Consider the following 20,266-nt stretch of genomic DNA (forward strand, 5'->3'; position numbering starts at 1 on the left):
GGGCGGGATCGGGTTGAGCGGCAGATGAACTAGGCACTAAACGTGTGGGAGCCAGCCTGCTGGCTCCCACAGTGTTTTGTGGCGTGCTTACAGAACCGAAGCAGTCTGCGGCGTCCGCGGCTGTTTATAGAGATCCAGCAGCACCTGATCCAGCACCGACGATGCGCCGAACGGGGCCTTGTCGTTGAGGATCGCCACCACCGCCCAGGTGTTGCCGTTGACGTCGCGGCTGAAGCCGGCAATCGCCCGTACGGTGTTCAGGGTGCCGGTCTTGACGTGGGCTTCGCCACGCATCGCGGTGGTCTTCAGGCGTTTGCGCATGGTGCCGTCGGTGCCAGCAATCGGCAGCGAGCTGATGTACTCGGCGGCGTAAGGGCTGTGCCAGGCCGCTTGCAGCATGTTGGCCATTTCCCGGGCGCTGACCCGCTCGGAGCGCGACAGACCTGAACCGTTTTCCATCACCAGATGCGGCGCGGTGATGCCTTTCTTCGCCAGCCACTGACGGACCACACGTTGCGCGGCTTTGGCGTCATCGCCGTCGGCGTCGTTGCGGAATTTCTGGCCCAGGCTCAGGAACAGTTGCTGAGCCATGGTGTTGTTACTGTATTTGTTGATGTCGCGGATGATTTCCGCCAGATCCGGCGAGAACGCACGGGCCAGTACTTTGGCGCTGCTCGGGGTCGGGGCCAGACGATCCTTGCCCTGGATGCTGCCACCCAGTTCCTTCCAGATCGCCCGCACGGCGCCGGCGGTATAGGTCGCGTGGTCGAGCAGCGACAGATAAGTCTGCGAGCTGCAGCCTTCGCCCAACTGGCCGGCCACGGTCACGGTCACGCTGCCATCGGCCTGCGGCACCGGGTTGTAGCGCACGCCGCCGGTGCATTGTTTGGAGTTGAGCGCTTTGACGGTGTTTTCGATGTTGATGCTGGCAATCGGCGGCTCGACCGAGATCAATACCCGGCCGTTGTCATTGCGAGCCACGAAACGCAGAGCCTTGAGGTTGACCAGCAGCGAATCCGGCTTGACCAGGAACGGCTTGTTCTCGTCGTTGCCGTCATCGTTGAATTCCGGCAGTTGCGGCTGCACGAAGAAGCTGCGATCGAGCACCAGATCACCGGTGACCTGGGTCACGCCGTTGGCACGCAGGTCGCGCATCAGCAGCCAGAGTTTTTCCATGTTCAGCTTCGGATCGCCACCACCTTTGAGGTAGAGGTTGCCGTTGAGGATCCCGCCGTTCAGGTCGCCGTCGGTGTAGAACTCGGTTTTCCACTGATGGTTGGGGCCGAGCATTTCCAGTGCCGCGTAAGTGGTGACCAGCTTCATCGTCGAGGCCGGGTTGACCGACACGTCGGCGTTGTACACGGTCGGCGTGCCCGGACCGTCCAGCGGCACCATCACCAGCGACAGGGCGGTGGGCTGCAGCTTGCTGGCCTTGAGGGCTTTTTCGACGTTGGGGGTCAGGGCGGTGTTGATGGTGGCAGCGGAGACGGGCAAGGCCAGCGGCAGAAGAAGACCGGCCAGGAGCAGAGGACGCAACGATTTGATCATATGAAATAAAACCCTACAGCCGAGGGGAAAAAGACGAGGACATGGATGAAAAGGCCCTCAGTGGTCATGAAAGTGTCGGCATTATGCCCCAAGCTGTTACAGCTTGTGCCTTTCGCAAGGGCGCCAATTCGTTATTTTTTTACAGGCGGTCGCACGCACGTCCCAGAGAGTCGGGCAATCGCCGGCTTAAACTGGTAAAGTGCCGGCCGTTATTACTTAAGAGGATTGTTCCAATGGCGACTAACCGTTCCCAGCGTCTGCGCAAAAAACTGTGCGTCGATGAATTTCAAGAGCTGGGTTTCGAACTGAACCTGGGCTTCAAAGAAGACCTGTCCGAAGAAGCCATTGACGCTTTCCTCGAAGCATTCATCAAAGAAGCCATGGAAGCCAACGGTCTGGGCTATGTCGGCGGCGACGACTTCGGTCTGGTTTGCCTGCAGAAGCGCGGCTCGGTCACCGAAGAGCAGCGCGCTGCTGTTGAAGCCTGGCTGAAAACCCGCTCCGAGCTGACCAGCACTGAAATCAGCCCGCTGCTGGACGTCTGGTATCCGGAAAAGCCGATCAACGCGGCCAAGTGATACTGAAAAAACGGCGACCCGAGGGTCGCCGTTTTTTTATGCCTGCTTTTTACTCAGGCCTCAAGCCTTGCGCCAGTTGAGGATCAGCAAGGTCAGCACCCCCGCGACAATCCCCCAGAACGCCGAACCGATGGAAAACAACGTCAGCCCCGACGCCGTAACCATGAACGTGATCAGCGCCGCTTCCCGTTCCTTCACCTCGGTCATGGCGATGCTCAAGCCGTTGATGATCGAACCGAACAGCGCCAGCGCCGCAATCGACAGCACCAGTTCCTTCGGCAGCGCAGCAAACAGCGCCGCCAGCGTGGCGCCGAACACTCCGGCAATCCCGTAGAAAATCCCGCACCACACCGCAGCGGTGTAGCGTTTGTTGCGATCCTCATGGGCATGGGGGCCGGTGCAGATCGCCGCGCTGATGGCCGCCAGGTTGATGCCGTGGGAACCGAACGGCGCCAGCAGCAACGACGCGATGCCGGTGGCGGTGATCAGCGGCGAGGCCGGGACGTTGTAACCGTCGGCCCGCAGCACGGCGATGCCGGGCATGTTTTGCGAGGTCATCGCTACCACAAACAGCGGAATGCCGATGCTGATGGTCGCCGCGAGGGAAAAGTGCGGCGTGGTCCAGACCGGTGTCGCCACTTCCAGATGAAAGCCGCTGAAGTCCAGCAAACCCATGAAGCCCGACAGCGCGGTGCCGATCAGCAGCGCAGCGAGCACCGCATAACGTGGTGACAGGCGTTTGACGATGAGGTAAGTGAAGAACATCCCTAGCACCAGGCCGGTGCGGTGCTGTGCGGCGACGAAGATTTCACTGCCGATCTTGAACAGGATCCCCGCCAGCAGCGCGGCGGCGAGGGAGGCCGGGATCTTTTTCACCAGCCGTTCGAAGCTGCCGGTCAGGCCGCAAATGGTCACCAGCACTGCGCAGGTGATGTAGGCGCCGATGGCTTCGCCGTAGGTGACGCCGCCGAGGCTGGTGATCAACAGCGCCGCGCCGGGCGTCGACCACGCAATGGTAATCGGCGTGCGATAGCGCAGGGACAGACCGATCGAACACACCGCCATGCCGATGGAGATCGCCCAGATCCACGACGAAATCTGCCCGCTGGTCAGGCCCGCCGCCTGCCCGGCCTGGAACATCAGCACCAGCGAACTGGTGTAGCCGGTCATCATCGCGATGAACCCGGCGACGATTGCGGAGGGCGATGTGTCCGCCAGCGGGCGCAGTCGGGTGTGGGTAATTTCGTTCATGACAGCGGTGTTCCTTGTTCAAGCCACGGATTTCGGGTTTAAGCCTAAACTCAAACGTAACGGAGCGTTGCAATACAGCCGAAGTCGCAAACAGCCGTACAGTCGTGTTGCCACCTTCCATTGTGTACAATCGCGCTGTTTTTTACGCGATACTTGCCAGCGACCCACTGTGCCGTATTACAGTCACGGTCAATTCGCCGCCGTTCTTCCCGACTCGAGTGCCCATGAACGAACAGTTGCAACCCCTCAAGAAACAACCGCGAGCAGGCAAAGCCGGCCGCAGCGGAACCCAGGACGATATTGTCTATGCGCATATCTTCGAGGCCATCCTCGAACAGCGCCTGGCGCCCGGCACAAAGTTGAGCGAAGAAGCGCTGGGGGAAATTTTCGGGGTCAGCCGCACCATCATTCGCCGCGCGCTCTCGCGTCTGGCCCATGAAGGCGTGGTGCTGTTGCGGCCGAACCGTGGCGCAGTCGTCGCCAGCCCGAGCGTTGAAGAAGCGCGTCAGGTGTTCCTCGCCCGACGTCTGGTGGAGCGCGCGATTACCGAGCTGGCGGTGCAACACGCCACCGCCGAGCAGATCGCCGAACTGCGCCAGATGGTCAACGACGAACGCGACAGCTTCTCTCGCGGCGATCGCGGCGCCGGCATCCGTCTCTCCGGCGAATTCCACCTGAAACTGGCCGAGGCAGCGAAGAACGCGCCATTGATCAGCTTCCAGCGCAGCCTGGTTTCGCAGACGTCGCTGATCATTGCCCAATATGAAAGCGGTAACCGTTCGCACTGTTCCTACGACGAGCACACCCAGTTGATCGACGCCATCGAAGCGCGCAATGGCGAGCTGGCGGTGGACCTGATGATGCATCACATGGATCACATCGACAGCAAGCTCAACCTCGACGAGGAAAGCGCGTCCGACGATCTGCATGCAGTGTTCTCGCATCTGTTGCAGACCAAGAAGCCGGGGCGGCCGGCGGTCAAGCTCTGACCGGCACCCTGTTGCGGCATTCGCGAGCAAGCCCGCTCCCACATTTGAAATGTATTCCTCCTGTGGGAGCGGGCTTGCTCGCGAAGATGTCCTGACAGGCAATAAAAATCCCCCGGCGCTGAACGCTCTCGGGGGATTTTTTTGCCTTGGGGAAAACTCAGCGCTGGTGTACCAGCGCACCCGCCGCATAGGTCTGGGCCACGGTGCGGTCATCGCCCAGGGTCATCAGTACGAACAGCGTCTCGGCAATATTGTTGGCCTGCTTCAGGCGGTAGCTCAGCAGCGGCGTAGCGTTGTAGTCGAGCACCAGGAAGTCGGCGTCGGAGCCCGGTTGCAGGTTGCCGATCCTGTCTTCCAGACGCAGCGCCCGCGCGCCGCCGAGGGTGGCGAGGTACAGCGACTTGAACGGGCTCAGGCGCGCACCTTGCAGCTGCATCACCTTGTAGGCTTCGTTCAGGGTTTGCAGCAGCGAGAAACTGGTACCACCACCGACGTCAGTACCGAGGCCGACGTTCAGTTTGTGCTTCTCGGCCATCGGCAGGTTGAACAGGCCGCTGCCGAGGAAGAAGTTCGAGGTCGGGCAGAACGCGACCGCCGAACCGGTCTGCGCCAGGCGCGCGCATTCGTCGTCGCACAGGTGCACGCCATGGGCGAACACCGAACGCTCGCCGAGCAATTGATAGTGGTCGTAGACGTCCAGATAGCCCTTGCGCTCCGGGAACAGCTCCTTGACCCACTCGACTTCCTTGAGGTTTTCGCTGATGTGGGTCTGCATGTACAGATCCGGGTATTCGCTGAGCAACTGGCCGGCGAGGGTCAGCTGTTCCGGGGTGCTGGTCGGGACGAAACGCGGGGTGACTGCATAGTGCAGACGACCCTTGCCGTGCCAGCGCTCGATCAGCGCCTTGCTGTCGACGTAGCTCGACTCCGGAGTGTCGGTCAGGTAGTCCGGCGCGTTGCGGTCCATCATCACCTTGCCGGCGATCATCCGCAGGTCCAGCTTCTCGGCCGCTTCGAAGAACGAGTTCACCGATTGCGGATGCACGCTGCCGAATACCAGCGCAGTGGTGGTGCCGTTGCGCAGCAGTTCCTTGATGAAAATGTCCGCCACTTCATCGGCGTGGGCCTTGTCGGCGAACTGGCTTTCGCACGGGAAGGTGTAGGTGTTCAGCCAGTCCAGCAGTTGCTCACCATAGGCGCCGACCATGCCGGTCTGCGGCAGGTGGATGTGGGTGTCGATGAAGCCCGGGGTGATCAGCGCATCCTTGTGATGAACGATCTCGATGTCCGCCGGCAGTGTCGGCAGCAGTTCACTGGCGTGGCCGAGGGCGCTGATCTTGCCGCCATCGACCACCAGCAGGCCGTCCTCGAAATACTCGTAGGAGGCTTCGATGCCGACCTCGGCAGGGTCGGCGATGCTGTGCAGGATGGCGGCGCGGTAGGCTTTGCGAGTCAGAGGCATGAGGGTTCTCTAATCAGTTTGAGGCTTTGAGTGTGGCGGCCTGACTGCGGCGTGAAACCGGCAGCAGTTTGGCAATCGGTTCGGCGCTGGCGGTGTGCTGGCCGAAATTGGCGTTATAGGTGGCGATGATTTCGCCGGCGATGGAGATGGCGATTTCCACAGGCAGCTTGCCTTTGACTTCGCCGATGCCCATCGGGCAGCGCATGCGTTGCACGACGCTGGCGTCGAAGCCACGGTCACGCAAGCGGTGTTCGAACTTGGCGCGTTTGGTCTTCGAGCCGATCAGGCCGAACCAGGTGAAGTCGTTGCGCTTGAGGATCGCGGCGGTGAGCTCCAGATCCAGCTGATGATTGTGGGTCATGACGATGCAGTAGCTGCCGGCGGGCAGGTCGTCGATTTCATCCACCGGTTCCTCGGCGACGATTTTGCGCACGCCGTGGGGAATCTGTTCGGGAAATTCCTCTTCCCGGGAATCGATCCAGCGCACCCGGCAGGGCAGGCTGGCAAGCAGCGGCACCAGCGCGCGGCCGACATGACCGGCGCCGAACACGGCGATCTGCGCCTGCACCTGGCCCATTGGCTCGAACAACAGCACCGTGGCGCCGCCGCAGCACTGGCCCAGACTTGCACCGAGGCTGAAGCGCTCCAGATGGGTGTCCTGCCTGCCGCTGGCGAGCATCTCGCGGGCGATCTGCATGGCTTTGTATTCCAGGTGCCCGCCACCAATGGTGTCGAACGTCTGGCGGGCGCTGACGACCATCTTCGAGCCGGCATTGCGCGGCGTCGAGCCGAGTTCTTCGATGATCGTCACCAGAACGCAGGGTTCGCCCTGGTTCTGCAGGTCGGCGAGGGCGTCGATCCAGTTGTACATATCTCACCTCTCAGATCGTTCCCACGCTCTGCGTGGGAATGCATCACTGGACGCTCCGCGTCCGCTGTTCAGGATGCGACGCAGAGCGTCGCGGGCTGCATTCCCACGCAGAGCGTGGGAACGATCATCAAACAACCTCGGTTTCAGCTTCGACGGCTTTCACCGCCTTGAGCTGGCGCATCTGCTCGCAGCCCCACAACACCCGCTCCGGGGTCGCCGGCGCGTCGATCTTCGGTTGATGCTTGTAGTCGCCGAGGCTGGCCACCGCATCCTTGATCGCACACCACGCGGCGATGCCGAGCATGAACGGCGGCTCACCCACAGCCTTGGAGTGGAACACCGTGTCTTCCGGGTTCTTGCGGTTTTCCACCAGCTTCACCCGCAGGTCCAGCGGCATGTCCGCCACGGCCGGGATCTTGTAGCTGGCCGGGCCGTTGGTCATCAGCTTGCCCTTGTTGTTCCACACCAGTTCTTCCATGGTCAGCCAGCCCATGCCCTGGACGAAGCCGCCCTCGACCTGGCCGATGTCGATGGCCGGGTTCAGCGAGGCGCCGACGTCGTGGAGGATGTCGGTACGCAGCATCTTGTACTCGCCGGTCAGGGTGTCGACGATCACTTCGCAGCACGCCGCGCCGAAGGCGAAGTAGTAGAACGGCCGACCACGGGCCTGGCTGCGGTCGTAGTAGATTTTCGGGGTCTTGTAGAACCCGGTGCTCGACAGCGACACCTGATTGAAATACGCCAGCTGGATCAGCGCTTCGAAGGTCAGGATGTGGTCACGCACCCGTACGTGGCCGTTGTGGAATTCCACGTCTTCTTCGCTGACCTTGTAGTGCCGCGCGGCGAATTCGACCAGACGCCGCTTGATTGTCTCGGCAGCGTTCTGCGCCGCTTTGCCGTTCAGGTCGGCGCCACTGGAGGCCGCGGTCGGCGAGGTGTTCGGCACTTTGTCGGTGTTGGTCGCGGTGATCTGCACGCGGTCCATTTCCACCTGGAACACTTCGGCCACGACCTGCGCGACTTTGGTGTTCAGGCCCTGGCCCATTTCCGTGCCGCCGTGGTTCAGGTGGATGCTGCCGTCGGTGTAGACGTGCACCAAGGCACCGGCCTGGTTGAGGAAGCTGGCGGTGAAGGAAATGCCGAATTTCACCGGGGTCAGCGCCAGGCCTTTTTTCAGGATCGGGCTGTTGGCGTTGTAGCGACGGATCGCTTCGCGGCGCTCGGCGTACTGGCTGCTTTCTTCCAGCTCGGCAGTCATCTCTTCGAGCATGTTGTGCTCGACGGTCTGGTAGTAATGGGTGACGTTGCGCTCGGTCTTGCCGTAGTAGTTTGCCTTGCGCACGGCCAGCGGATCGAGATTGAGATGACGAGCGATGGCGTCCATCACTTCTTCGATCGCGACCATCCCTTGCGGCCCGCCGAAACCACGGTACGCGGTGTTCGACGCGGTGTTGGTCTTGCAGCGGTGACCGTTGATGGTCGCATCGCCGAGGTAGTACGAGTTGTCCGAGTGGAACATCGCACGGTCAACGATCGAGGCCGACAGGTCAGGCGAGCAGCCGCAGTTACCGGCCAGATCCATCGCGATCCCGTGCAGGCGCCCGGTGCTGTCGAAGCCGACGTCGTACTCGACGTAGAACGGGTGACGCTTGCCGGTCATCAGCATGTCTTCGACACGCGGCAGGCGCATCTTGGTCGGCTGGCCGGTGAGGTGCGCGATCACTGCGCACAGGCACGCCGGGCTGGCGGCCTGGGTTTCCTTGCCGCCGAAACCACCGCCCATGCGGCGCATGTCGACCACGATCTTGTTCATCGACACGTCGAGGACTTCGGCCACCAGTTTCTGCACTTCGGTGGGGTTCTGCGTCGAGCAGTAAACGATCATGCCGCCGTCTTCGGTCGGCATCACCGAGGAGATCTGGGTCTCCAGATAGAAGTGTTCCTGGCCGCCGATGTGCAGCGTGCCTTGAATGCGATGTTCAGCCGTAGCCAGTGCGGTAGTTGAATCGCCGCGCTGATGGGTGTGGCTGTCGAGCACGAAGTGGCGTTTGCGCAGGGCTTCGACCACGTCCAGCACCGGCTCCAGATCTTCGTATTCGATGATCGCGGCCATGGCGGCCTTGCGTGCGGTTTCCAGATCTTTCGCGGCCACGGCCAGCACCGGCTGACCGACGAACTGCACGTCATCAATAGCCAGCAGCGGATCACCCGGCAGCAGCGGGCCGATGTCTTTCAGGCCCGGCACGTCTTCATGGGTGATGGCGATGCGCACGCCTTCAAAGGCGTAGCAGGGCTGGGTGTCGATGCTGATGATTTTCGCGTGGGCGCGATCCGACAGCCGCGCGTAAACGTGCAACTGGTTAGGGAATTCGAGCCGGTCATCGATGTACTGCGCTTCACCGGACACATGCTTGGCGGCGCTGTCGTGCTTGACGCTGCGGCCGACGCCGGTGGTCAGGTCCCTGGCGAACAATTCAGCCAGTTCAGCTTGAGTTTTCTCTACGCCGTGATGGTTAGACATAAGCGGTCACCCGAGTCTCGATGTGCGGTGTTTGCAGTTCGATGAAGTATTTGCGCAGCAGGTTCTGCGCGCTGAGCAGGCGGTATTCCTTGCTGGCGCGGAAGTCCGAGAGCGGGGTGAAATCCTCGCCCAGCGCGGTGCAGGCACGTTCGATCACAGCGTTGTTGAACGGCTGGCCGAGCAGCACAGCTTCGCAATGAGCGGCGCGTTTCGGGATCGCGGCCATGCCGCCGAAGGCGACGCGGGCGTCGGTGATCACGCCGTTTTCGATGCGCAGGTTGAACGCGGCGCAGACGGCAGAAATGTCATCGTCCAGACGCTTGGAGACTTTGTAGGCGCGGAAGCGCTGCTCAGCGGTGGCGCGAGGGACGATGATCTTCTCGATGAACTCGCTTTCCTGACGCGCAGTGACCCGGTAATCGATGAAGTAATCCTCGAGCGCCAGTGTGCGGCGGGTCTCGCCCTTGCACAGCACGATCTGCGCGCCGAGGGCGATCAGCAGCGGTGGCGAGTCACCGATCGGCGAGGCGTTGCCGATGTTGCCGCCCAAAGTGCCCTGGTTGCGGATCTGCAGGGAGGCGAAGCGGTGCAGCAGTTCGCCGAAGTCCGGGTACTCGGCGGTCAACGCTTCGTAGCAATCGGAGAGGGCGGTGGCGGCGCCGATTTCGATGCGGTCTTCGAAGGTTTCGATGCGCTTCATTTCGGCGACGTTGCCGACGTAGATCATCACCGGCAACGTGCGGTGGAACTGAGTGACTTCCAGCGCCAGATCGGTGCCGCCAGCCAGCAGGCGGGCCTGTGGATAAGCGTCGTAGAGATCGGCCAGATCGGCCACGGTCAGCGGCACCAGGCAGCGTTTGTCGCCGCTGTTGAGTTCGCCGATCGACGTCGGGGCAATGGCTTTGAGGCGGGCGATGGTTTCCGCTTCACGGGCGTCGAACTGGTCCGGTTGCTTGGCGCAGCAGGATTGTTCGGCGGCGGCCAGGATCGGCCGGTAGCCGGTGCAGCGACAGAGATTGCCGGCCAGCGCTTCGTGGGCCTTGGCCTGATCCGGTGCATCGCTGTTCTTTTGCAGGGCGAACAGCGACATCACGAAACCGGGGGTGCAGAAACCGCACTGCGAACCGTGGCACTCGACCATGGCTTTCTGCACGCTGTGCAGTTCGCCCTTGTGCTTGAGGTCTTCGACGCTGATCAATTGTTTGCCGTGCAGCGACGAAACGAATGTCAGGCACGAGTTGAGGCTGCGATAGCGAATATGTTCGCGGCCATCGTCATCCGTCTGCAACTCGCCGACCACCACCGTACACGCGCCGCAGTCACCGCTGGCGCAGCCTTCTTTGGTGCCGGATTTACCCACGTGTTCGCGCAGGTAGTTGAGCACAGTCAGGTTCGGGTCCAGGGCGTGCTCGCTACGGAGTTCCTGGTTAAGTAAAAACTGGATCACGGAAGGCCTCGCAGACTCATTATTGTTGTTGAGCGACTTGAGCCGAATTTAGCAGGTCTGACTTTTCGGTCAATGGTTTTCTGACTTAAAGGTCAGGAAAAGCCGTTTTGTCGCTCAACCGCGTGTCTCTTCAGTATTGACCCTCATTGGATCAAGCGCTTTTTTGCGGGAATCGTGCCAAAAACCGCTGTGCGGGCACTCCGCCATGACCGCGCATTGCGCTACACTGCGCCGCTTGTGCAGATCGAAGAGTTTGAAGGACAACCATGACGTTCAAGGCGCCGGACAGCCTCGCCGAGCAAATCGCTCACCACCTCGCCGAACGGATCATTCGTGGCGAAATGAAGCCGGGAGAGCGCATCCAGGAACAGAAGGTCACGCTGGCGCTGAACGTCAGCCGCGGTTCGGTCCGCGAAGCCTTGCTGATCCTCGAGCGCCGTCACCTGATCGCGATCTTGCCGCGCCGCGGCGCGCACGTCACCGAGCTTACGGCGCACAAGGTGCAGAGCCTGTGCACGCTGATGAGCGAGCTGTACATCCTGCTCGGCAACGCCGTGGCCAATGGCTGGCAGACCCAGGCCGACATGGCGCCGTTCGTGCAGATCCAGCAGCGCCTGACCGCCAGCTACGAGCGTCAGGACATCCGCACCTTCGTCGACGACAGCTTCAACGTCATGCGCGCCGCGTACCCGTTCGCCAACAACCCGTACCTGCAGGAAACCGTCGAGAACCTGCAACCGGCCATGAGCCGTGCGTACTTCCTCGCGCTGGAGCAGCGCAAGGCCGAGATGAGCGAGTTCCTCGACCTGTTCGAACGCCTGCTCGCCGCCGTCCTCGCCCGTGACCTGCCGCAGATCCGCATCGTGCTGACGGCTTACGCCCAGCGCAGCTGCGATCTGGTGGTGTCCGCCCTGACGGTTGCCTGACCTTGCGGCTCAAGTGCATCAAGCTGGCGGGGTTCAAATCCTTCGTCGACCCGACCACGGTGAACTTCCCCAGCAACATGGCGGCGGTCGTCGGGCCGAACGGTTGCGGCAAGTCGAACATCATCGACGCCGTGCGCTGGGTGATGGGCGAAAGCTCGGCCAAGAACCTGCGCGGCGAGTCGATGACCGACGTCATCTTCAATGGCTCGACCAGCCGCAAACCGGTGAGCCAGGCGAGCATCGAGCTGGTGTTCGACAACTCCGACGGCACGCTGCTGGGCGAGTGGGCGGCCTACGCGGAAATTTCGATCCGCCGCAAAGTGACCCGCGACAGCCAGACGACTTATTACCTCAACGGCGCCAAATGCCGTCGTCGCGACATCACCGACATTTTCCTCGGCACCGGCCTCGGCCCGCGCAGTTATTCGATCATCGAACAGGGGATGATCTCCAAGCTGATCGAGTCCAAACCGGAAGACCTGCGTAACTTCATCGAAGAAGCCGCCGGCATCTCCAAGTACAAGGAGCGCCGACGCGAAACCGAAAACCGCATCCGCCGCACCCACGAAAACCTGGCCCGTCTGACCGACCTGCGCGAAGAGCTCGAACGTCAGCTCGAACGCCTGCACCGTCAGGCCGAGGCCGCCAAGAAGTATCAGGAATACAAGGCTGAAGAACGCCAGCTCAAGGCCCAACTGTCGGCCCTGCGCTGGCAGGATCTGAACGATCAGGTCAGCCAGCGTGAATCGATCATCGGCAACCAGGAAATCAGCTTCGAAGCGCTGGTTGCCGAGCAGCGCAACGCCGACGCCGCCATTGAACGCCTGCGCGACGGTCACCATGACCTGTCCGAGCGCTTCAATCTGGTGCAGGGGCGCTTCTATTCGGTCGGCGGCGACATCGCCCGGGTCGAGCAGAGCATCCAGCACGGTCAGCAACGCTTGCGCCAATTGCAGGACGATCTGAAAGAAGCCGAGCGCGCACGCCTCGAAACCGAATCGCACCTGGGCCACGACCGCACCTTGCTGCTGACCCTTGGCGAAGAACTTGATCAACTGACTCCCGAGCAGGAAATCACCAACGCCGCCGCAGAAGAAGCCGCCGCTGCGCTGGAAGATTCCGAAGCCGTCATGCACGGCTGGCAGGAGCAGTGGGACGCCTTCAACCTGACCGCCGCCGAACCCCGTCGTCAGGCCGAAGTGCAGCAGTCGCGCATCCAGCAGCTGGAAACCAGCATGGAGCGTCTGGCCGATCGGCAAAAGCGTCTCGGCGAAGAGCGGGCGTTGCTGTCGGCCGATCCGGAAGACGCGGCGATCATGGAACTCAGCGAACAGCTCGCCGAGTCCGAGGCCACCCTTGAAGATCTGCAGACCAGCGAAGAAGCCCAGGTCGAAAAACTTGAGCAGTTGCGCCAGGAATTGCAGCAGGCACTGACTGCGCAGCAGCAGGCGCAGGGCGATTTGCAGCGCCTCAATGGCCGCCTCGCATCGCTGGAAGCCTTGCAGCAGGCCGCGCTCGATCCGGGCACCGGTACTGCCGAATGGCTGAAGGAACACAACCTCGCCGAACGCCCGCGTCTGGCCGAAGGCCTGAAGGTCGAGGCCGGTTGGGAGCTGGCGGTGGAAACCGTGCTCGGCGCCGATCTGCAAGCGGTGCTGGTGGATGATTTCGACGGCTTCGATCTGTCCGGTTTTGCCCAGGGCGATCTGCGTTTGCTCAGCCCCGGCAACGACGGCGTGCGCGTGGCTGGCAGTCTGCTGGACAAGGTCGAGGCGCAGGTCGATCTGTCGCCTTGGCTTGCTCAGGTCAAACCGGTCGACAGCCTTGAACAGGCGCTGGCCCTGCGTGGTCAACTGGCTGCCGGGCAGAGCCTGATCAGCCGCGACGGGTACTGGGTCGGCCGGCATTTCCTGCGAGTGCGTCGCGCCAGCGAAGCCGAAAGCGGCATGCTTGCACGCGGCCAGGAAATTGAATCGTTGCATGCGGAGCGCGAAGAGCGCGAAGCCACGGTCGAGGCCATGGAAACCCGTCTGCAAACCCTGCGCGCGCAACAGCGTCAGCAGGAAAACGGCCGCGAACATTTGCGTCGTTTGCTGCAAGACGAAGCCCGTCAACAAGGCGAGTTGAAAGCTCAACTGTCCGCCGGCAAAGCCAAGGCCGAGCAGTTGAATCTGCGTCGCACCCGTCTCGACGAAGAACTGGTCGAGCTCGCCGAGCAGCGCGAACTGGAACACGAAAACATCGGCGAAGCGCGGATCCAGTTGCAGGACGCCCTCGACGCCATGGCCCTCGACACCGAGCAGCGCGAGTTGCTGCTGGCCCAGCGTGACAGTCTGCGCGAACGCCTGGATCGCGTGCGTCAGGAAGCCCGTCAGCACAAGGATCACGCGCATCAATTGGCCGTGCGCCTCGGTTCGCTGCGGGCACAACACGACTCGACCCGTCAGGCCCTTGAGCGTCTGGAAATGCAGGCCGAGCGCCTGACTGAAAAGCGTGAACAGCTCAGCCTGAATCTGGAGGAGGGCGAGGCGCCGCTGGAAGAGCTGCGCCTCAAACTCGAAGAATTGCTCGACAAGCGCATGAGCGTCGACGACGAACTCAAGACCGCCCAGATCGCTCTGGAAGACGCCGACCGCGAACTGCGCGACGCGGAAAAACGCCGGACCCAGGCCGAGCAGCAATCGCAATTGATCCGTGGCCAGCTCGAACAGCAACGCATGGAATGGCAGGCCCTGACCGTGCGCCGCAAGGCCCTGCAGGATCAACTGCTGGAAGACGGCTACGACCTGCACGGCGTGCTCAACACCTTGACTGCCGAGGCCAGCGAGAAGGCTGCCGAAGAAGAACTTGAACGCATCGCCGCGCGCATTCAGCGCCTGGGCGCGATCAACCTCGCGGCGATCGACGAATACCAGCAACAATCCGAGCGTAAACGTTATCTGGACGCCCAGGACGCCGATCTGGTCGAAGCCCTGGAGACCCTGGAAAACGTCATCCGCAAGATCGACAAGGAAACCCGTAACCGTTTCAAAGATACCTTTGATCAGATCAATGGCGGTTTACAGGCACTTTTCCCAAAAGTTTTCGGTGGCGGGCGGGCGTATTTGGAACTGACGGGCGAAGATCTACTCGATACAGGGGTGACGATCATGGCGCAGCCGCCCGGAAAGAAGAACAGCACCATCCATTTGCTCTCCGGTGGTGAAAAAGCGCTGACCGCACTGGCACTGGTTTTTGCGATCTTCAAATTGAATCCGGCGCCGTTTTGCATGCTCGATGAAGTTGACGCACCACTGGATGACGCTAACGTTGGACGCTACGCACGGTTGGTCAAGGAGATGTCGCAGACCGTGCAGTTCATCTATATCACCCACAACAAGATCGCCATGGAAATGGCTGACCAGTTGATGGGTGTGACGATGCACGAGCCGGGTTGTTCGCGACTGGTAGCCGTGGATGTCGAGGAGGCGATGGCGATGGTGGATGCCTGAGTCGGCGCGTGTCGGAAAAGGTATTTGTAGTCTGTAGGACATATTTACCGGCTTCGACTTGCTGGCCAATCGACATAATCGCGCAAGCCAATGAGACAGACGGTGTAAAGTTGTCTTTGGTCGTGCTAGTTTAATGTCAATTTTTCGTATACGTGGGCAAAACGCCTGTCAGAACATAGAGTTGGCGCCACGTTTTAAAGCGGTTTGCACAGTGTAAACCCCTTATTTTTCAGCATTTTTTATAGAGGCACGGGATTACATGGAAATCGGTCTGCGCGAGTGGCTGATCGTCATCGGCATCATTGTGATAGCCGGTATTCTTTTCGATGGCTGGCGCCGTATGCGCGGCGGCAAGGGAAAACTGAAATTCCGTCTTGACCGAAGTCTGTCCAACCTGCCGGACGAGGACACCAGCGCCGAACTGCTGGGCCCGGCCCGCGTGCTGGATACCCATAAAGAGCCACAACTGGACGAACACGATCTGCCATCGGTGAGCATGCCGGCCCGCGAAGCACGCGAGCCTCGCGAATCCGGTTCCAAGCGCGGCAAGCGTGGCAGCAACGGTCCGGCCCAGGGCGACCTGAACCTCGATCTGGATCTGGACGGCGGCCCGAGCTTCAGCAGCCGCGATGATGATTTTGTCGAATCTGCCGCCAAGTCGTCGCCTGCCGTTGCCGATAAAGATCAGCCGCAAGCCGAAGAAGTGCTGGTGATCAGCGTGATCTGCCGCGACCCGGCCGGCTTCAAGGGCCCGGCACTGCTGCAGAACATTCTGGAAAGCGGCCTGCGTTTCGGCGAGATGGATATCTTCCACCGTCACGAAAGCATGGCTGGCAACGGTGAAGTGCTGTTCTCGATGGCCAACGCGGTCAAGCCGGGCATCTTCGATCTGGACGATATCGACCATTTCAGCACCCCGGCGGTGAGCTTCTTCCTCGGCCTGCCAGGCCCGCGTCATCCGAAGCAGGCCTTCGACGTGATGGTGGCGGCAGCCCGCAAGCTGTCCCAGGAACTGAACGGCGAATTGAAAGATGACCAGCGCAGCGTCCTGACCGCGCAGACCATCGAGCACTACCGTCAGCGCATCGTCGAATTCGAACGTCGCGCCCTGACCCAGAAGCGTTGATTGAAAAGGTTGCCTCGTCATAAAGAGGCAATCGGCAAAATAGATTGAGCAGCCTCGGCTGCTCTTTTGCTTTATGAGAGAACACCCATGACTGCCGCCAAAGACCGCATTTTAGAGCTGCGCGCTGAACTCGATCAGCACAACTACCGTTACCACGTCCTCGATGAGCCGAGCATTCCGGATGCCGAGTACGACCGGTTGTTCCACGAGCTCAAGGCGCTGGAAGCGGCCAACCCGGAACTGATCACCAGCGACTCGCCGACCCAGCGTGTGGGCAGCGTCGCGCTGACCGCGTTCACCCAGGTGCGTCACGAAGTGCCGATGCTCAGCCTCGGCAACGCCTTCGAGGAAACCGACATGCGCGAGTTCGACCGTCGGGTGACCGAGGGTCTGGATCTGCCGGCCGGCGATCTGTTTGGCGGTGGCGCGGCGGTGGAATACAGCTGCGAGCCGAAACTCGATGGTCTGGCGGTCAGTCTGCTGTATCAGGACGGCGTGCTGGTGCGCGGCGCCACGCGCGGCGACGGCACCACTGGCGAAGACATCAGCGTCAACGTGCGCACGGTGCGCAACATCCCGCTGAAGCTGCACGGCACGGGCTGGCCGGCGACCCTGGAAGTGCGCGGCGAAGTGTTCATGTCCAAGGCCGGTTTCGAACGCCTCAACGCCTCGCAACTGGAAGTCGGCGGCAAGACATTCGCCAACCCGCGCAACGCCGCCGCCGGCAGCCTGCGTCAGCTGGATTCGAAGATCACCGCCAACCGCCCGCTGGAATTCTGCTGCTACGGCATCGGTCAGGTCTCTCACGACATCGCCGACACTCACATCGGCAACCTCAAACAGCTGCAAGCCTGGGGCATGCCGATCAGCCACGAATTGAAGCTGGCCAAGGGCATTGGCGAATGCCTGGATTACTACCGCGATATCGGCGAACGCCGTAATTCGCTGGCCTATGAAATCGACGGTGTGGTGTTCAAGGTCAACAGCATTGCCGATCAGCGCGAACTGGGTTTCCGCGCCCGTGAACCGCGCTGGGCCATCGCCCACAAATTCCCGGCGATGGAAGAACTCACCGAACTGCTCGATGTGGAATTCCAGGTCGGCCGCACCGGTGCCGTCACACCCGTGGCGCGGTTAAAACCGGTCAAGGTTGCCGGCGTCACCGTGGCCAATGCCACGCTGCACAACATGGATGAAGTGGCCCGGCTGGGCTTGATGATCGGCGACACGGTGATCATTCGCCGCGCCGGTGACGTGATCCCGCAAGTGGTGCAGGTCGTCACCGAGCGTCGTCCCGAAGACGCGCGGCCGGTGCAGATTCCCGAGAGCTGCCCGGTTTGTGGTTCCCATGTCGAACGCACGCAACTGGTCAAACGCAGCAAGGGCAAGGAAACCATCAGCGAAGGCGCGGTGTATCGCTGCGTCGGCCGACTGGCGTGCGGTGCGCAACTCAAGCAGGCGATCATTCACTTCGTCTCCCGTCGCGCGATGGACATCGAAGGTCTTGGCGACAAGAGCGTCGAGCAGTTGGTGGACGAAGGTCTGGTCAATTCGCCGGCCGATCTTTACGCGCTGAAGTTCGACGACATCGTCGACCTCGAAGGCTTTGCCGAAGTGTCGAGCAACAAGTTGCTGACCGCTATCGAAGACAGCAAGAAGCCGGGGCTGGCGCGCTTCATCTATGCGCTCGGGATCCCGGATGTCGGCGAGGAGACGGCCAAGGTGCTGGCCCGCTCGCTGGGGTCGCTGGAGCGCGTCCAGCAAGCCTTGCCGCAGGTGCTGACGTACCTGCCGGACATCGGTCTGGAAGTGGCGCACGAGATTCACAGCTTCTTCGAAGATGCACACAACCAGCAGGTGATCACCGAGTTGCTGGGCCACGGTTTGCAGATTCAGGATCAGGGCGAGCTGGGTGCCGAGTTTGCCGCCAGCACCACGCTGGGCGGCTTCCTCGACAAGCTGCACATTCCTTCGGTGGGGCCGGGCGGGGCGCAGAAGCTGGCTGACAAGTTCGAATCGCTGGAAGGGGTGATGAACGCTGACTGGCTGGACATGCGCCAGGCATTGCCGGAGAAGCAGGCCAATTCGGTACGCGAGTTTTTTGCCTTGCCCGAGCATCGTCAACTGGCTGAAGACGCCGAAAAGCAACTGCGCGATTTCGGCATGCACTGGCAGAGCGAAAAGAAAGTCGTCGAAGGCCTGCCGCTGGCCGGGGAAACCTGGGTGCTGACCGGCAAGGTCGAGTTGATGAGCCGCGATGTCGCCAAAGAACACCTGGAAAGCCTTGGCGCCAAGGTCGCCGGTTCCGTGTCAGCCAAGACTCACTGCGTAGTCGCCGGGCCGGGTGCGGGGTCGAAACTGACCAAGGCCAACGAACTGGGCGTGAGGGTCATGGATGAGGAGGCGTTTATCGCGTTCCTGAAAGGACACGGTATTTCCGCCTGATGCAACGCGCGGGAACGATCAACTCGCGGGAATGATCTAGTCTTGGCAAGCCCAAGGGAGAGATCGCCATGTACCGCTTTTTCGAGCAGCTCAGTTCCCGCATCGTCGCGCCGTTCATGGGCGAATCCTCGCGCAACAGCAAAGTTTGGCCGTGTCGCTGCGGCCAGTCGCTGTTCTTTCGCAACAGCCAGTGCCTGGCCTGCAACGCGGCACTGGGTTATCAACCGGAACACAGTCGACTGACCTCGTTGCAGCCGGGGCCGCAAGAGGGCACCTGGACGCTGGACGTCGATCCCGACGCCGGGCTGTTCCGGCGCTGCGCCAATCTCGACACCCCGGCGGCCTGCAACTGGCTGCTGCCCGCCAATGATCACGACACCCTGTGCGCGGCCTGCGATCTGAATCGCACCATCCCCGACCTGTCCGTCCCGGAAAACCCCGAACGCTGGCGCAAGGTGGAAATCGCCAAGCGGCGGCTGGTCGCGCAACTGATCAGCCTTGGCCTGTCGGTCGTCCCGAAAACCGTCGACGAAGCCACCGGCCTGGCCTTCGATTTCATCGGCGTCGATCTGCAAGGCAATGCACCCATGACCGGCCACGCCAACGGCCTGATCACCCTCGACATCGAAGAAGCCGACGACGCCCACCGCGAGCGCGTCCGGGCGCAGATGCACGAACCTTATCGCACGCTGCTCGGGCACTTTCGCCATGAGGTCGGGCATTACTACTGGGATCGCCTGATCGACAACGGCCCGTGGCTCGGTTCCTTCCGCAACCTGTTCGGCGACGAGCGCGCCAGTTATGCCGAGGCGCTGGAACGGCATTATCAACAGGGCGCGCCGGCGGACTGGTCGCAGCACTACGTCAGCGCCTACGCCACCATGCACCCGTGGGAGGACTGGGCGGAAACCTGGGCGCATTACCTGCACATGATGGACGCGGTGGATACGGCGTTGAGTTTCGGCATGAGCGCCCGGGAGATGGACCTCGACTACCAGCCGTTTCCGTCGAGCACCCTGTACGACCCGGAGCATCCCGGCGGCGCGGCATTCCTGTCGTTCGTCAACGCGTGGATCGAACTGGCCGGCATGCTCAACGAACTGTCGCGCAGCATGGGCCAGCCGGATTTCTATCCGTTTGTCCTGCCGCCGGCGGCGATCGCCAAGCTGCACTTCATTCATCTGGTGATCCAGCAAGAGGGCGGCCGCGCGGACGAGGTGCTTCAGGCGCAATAGCAAGTGCTTGAAGCCCTTCATATTTTTAATCTGCAACGAGCGGTTGTAACTTCGTCTCAGATAGGTACAATGGCGCGGCTCGCCGACAGGTGAGCGTCGTTATGGTGACCCTATCGGTCCCCCCGCAACGATTACCCGTGAACCTGGTCAGAGCCGGAAGGCAGCAGCCACAGCGGGAACATTGTGTGCCGGGGTGTGGCTGGTAGGGTTACCACCTTAACGAACATCGAACGAATCAACACCGAACTGCATGGGTTTCGCCCACTGCGGTTTTTTTATGCCTGCGATTTGGCGTTCGAGTCAGCACACCCTGTGGGAGCGAGCCTGCTCGCGATGGCGTCGACACAGGGTAATCATTTCCCCTGCAATCCCGCAT

The 20,266-nt window shown here is 61.6% G+C and carries 13 protein-coding genes and 1 other RNA gene; 8 read left to right on the forward strand and 6 right to left on the reverse strand.

Annotated elements, in window-relative coordinates; genetic code table 11:
• Window positions 1-87 precede the first annotated feature (87 nt).
• Window positions 88-1,548 carry a D-alanyl-D-alanine carboxypeptidase/D-alanyl-D-alanine-endopeptidase gene (gene dacB, locus CAG25_RS27290; protein WP_039770010.1) on the reverse strand — a complete coding sequence of 487 codons (1,461 nt, stop codon included), beginning with the start codon at window positions 1,546-1,548 and terminating at the stop codon, window positions 88-90.
• Window positions 1,549-1,781: 233 nt separating this feature from the next.
• On the opposite strand from dacB, the gene CAG25_RS27295 reads away from it, so the two are divergent.
• Window positions 1,782-2,126: a YggL family protein gene (locus tag CAG25_RS27295; RefSeq protein WP_039770011.1), complete on the forward strand. Its 345-nt coding sequence runs from the start codon at window positions 1,782-1,784 to the stop codon at window positions 2,124-2,126.
• Between the two features lie 60 nt (window positions 2,127-2,186).
• On the opposite strand, the gene CAG25_RS27300 is transcribed toward CAG25_RS27295, so the two are convergent.
• On the reverse strand, window positions 2,187-3,377 hold the full coding sequence (locus CAG25_RS27300; protein WP_039770013.1) for a benzoate/H(+) symporter BenE family transporter: 1,191 nt from the start codon (window positions 3,375-3,377) through the stop codon (window positions 2,187-2,189).
• 224 nt (window positions 3,378-3,601) lie between these two features.
• Here CAG25_RS27300 and CAG25_RS27305 point away from each other — a divergent pair, with 224 nt between their 5' ends.
• Complete coding sequence (locus CAG25_RS27305; RefSeq protein ID WP_007952027.1) at window positions 3,602-4,366, forward strand: GntR family transcriptional regulator; 765 nt, start codon at window positions 3,602-3,604, stop codon at window positions 4,364-4,366.
• Between the two features lie 157 nt (window positions 4,367-4,523).
• Here CAG25_RS27305 and guaD read toward each other — a convergent pair whose 3' ends face one another.
• The 4 genes from guaD to xdhA form a co-directional block, all read right to left on the reverse strand.
• Complete coding sequence (gene guaD / locus CAG25_RS27310; RefSeq protein WP_085613286.1) at window positions 4,524-5,828, reverse strand: guanine deaminase; 1,305 nt, start codon at window positions 5,826-5,828, stop codon at window positions 4,524-4,526.
• Window positions 5,829-5,841: 13 nt separating this feature from the next.
• Window positions 5,842-6,699: a xanthine dehydrogenase accessory protein XdhC gene (gene xdhC / locus CAG25_RS27315; RefSeq protein WP_039770016.1), complete on the reverse strand. Its 858-nt coding sequence runs from the start codon at window positions 6,697-6,699 to the stop codon at window positions 5,842-5,844.
• Between the two features lie 127 nt (window positions 6,700-6,826).
• The gene (xdhB, locus tag CAG25_RS27320; protein WP_085613287.1) at window positions 6,827-9,220 is read right to left on the reverse strand and encodes a xanthine dehydrogenase molybdopterin binding subunit; all 2,394 of its coding nucleotides are present in this window, start codon (window positions 9,218-9,220) and stop codon (window positions 6,827-6,829) included.
• The gene (gene xdhA / locus CAG25_RS27325; RefSeq protein ID WP_085613288.1) at window positions 9,213-10,667 is read right to left on the reverse strand and encodes a xanthine dehydrogenase small subunit; all 1,455 of its coding nucleotides are present in this window, start codon (window positions 10,665-10,667) and stop codon (window positions 9,213-9,215) included. The genes xdhB and xdhA overlap by 8 nt, the downstream gene beginning before the upstream one ends.
• Window positions 10,668-10,933: 266 nt before the next feature.
• On the opposite strand from xdhA, the gene CAG25_RS27330 reads away from it, so the two are divergent.
• The 6 genes from CAG25_RS27330 (at window position 10,934) to ffs (ending at window position 20,098) form a co-directional block, all read left to right on the forward strand.
• Window positions 10,934-11,593, forward strand: a complete 660-nt coding sequence (locus CAG25_RS27330) for a GntR family transcriptional regulator (protein ID WP_039770022.1) — start codon at window positions 10,934-10,936, stop codon at window positions 11,591-11,593.
• Window positions 11,594-11,595: 2 nt separating this feature from the next.
• Window positions 11,596-15,084 carry a chromosome segregation protein SMC gene (gene smc / locus CAG25_RS27335; protein ID WP_085613289.1) on the forward strand — a complete coding sequence of 1,163 codons (3,489 nt, stop codon included), beginning with the start codon at window positions 11,596-11,598 and terminating at the stop codon, window positions 15,082-15,084.
• Window positions 15,085-15,343: 259 nt separating this feature from the next.
• Window positions 15,344-16,210, forward strand: coding sequence for a cell division protein ZipA (gene zipA / locus CAG25_RS27340; RefSeq protein ID WP_085613290.1), 867 nt, complete (start codon window positions 15,344-15,346; stop codon window positions 16,208-16,210).
• Between the two features lie 87 nt (window positions 16,211-16,297).
• Window positions 16,298-18,655, forward strand: coding sequence for an NAD-dependent DNA ligase LigA (gene ligA, locus CAG25_RS27345; RefSeq protein ID WP_085613291.1), 2,358 nt, complete (start codon window positions 16,298-16,300; stop codon window positions 18,653-18,655).
• A gap of 68 nt (window positions 18,656-18,723) precedes the next feature.
• Entirely contained in the window at window positions 18,724-19,890 is a 1,167-nt protein-coding gene (locus CAG25_RS27350) for a putative zinc-binding metallopeptidase (RefSeq protein ID WP_085613292.1), read from the forward strand.
• 111 nt (window positions 19,891-20,001) lie between these two features.
• An RNA gene (gene ffs, locus CAG25_RS27355) (signal recognition particle sRNA small type) lies at window positions 20,002-20,098 on the forward strand.
• Window positions 20,099-20,266 lie beyond the last annotated feature (168 nt).

It is taken from the genome of Pseudomonas sp. B16(2017) (genome assembly GCF_002113205.1).
Lineage (GTDB): Bacteria > Pseudomonadota > Gammaproteobacteria > Pseudomonadales > Pseudomonadaceae > Aquipseudomonas > Aquipseudomonas pharyngis.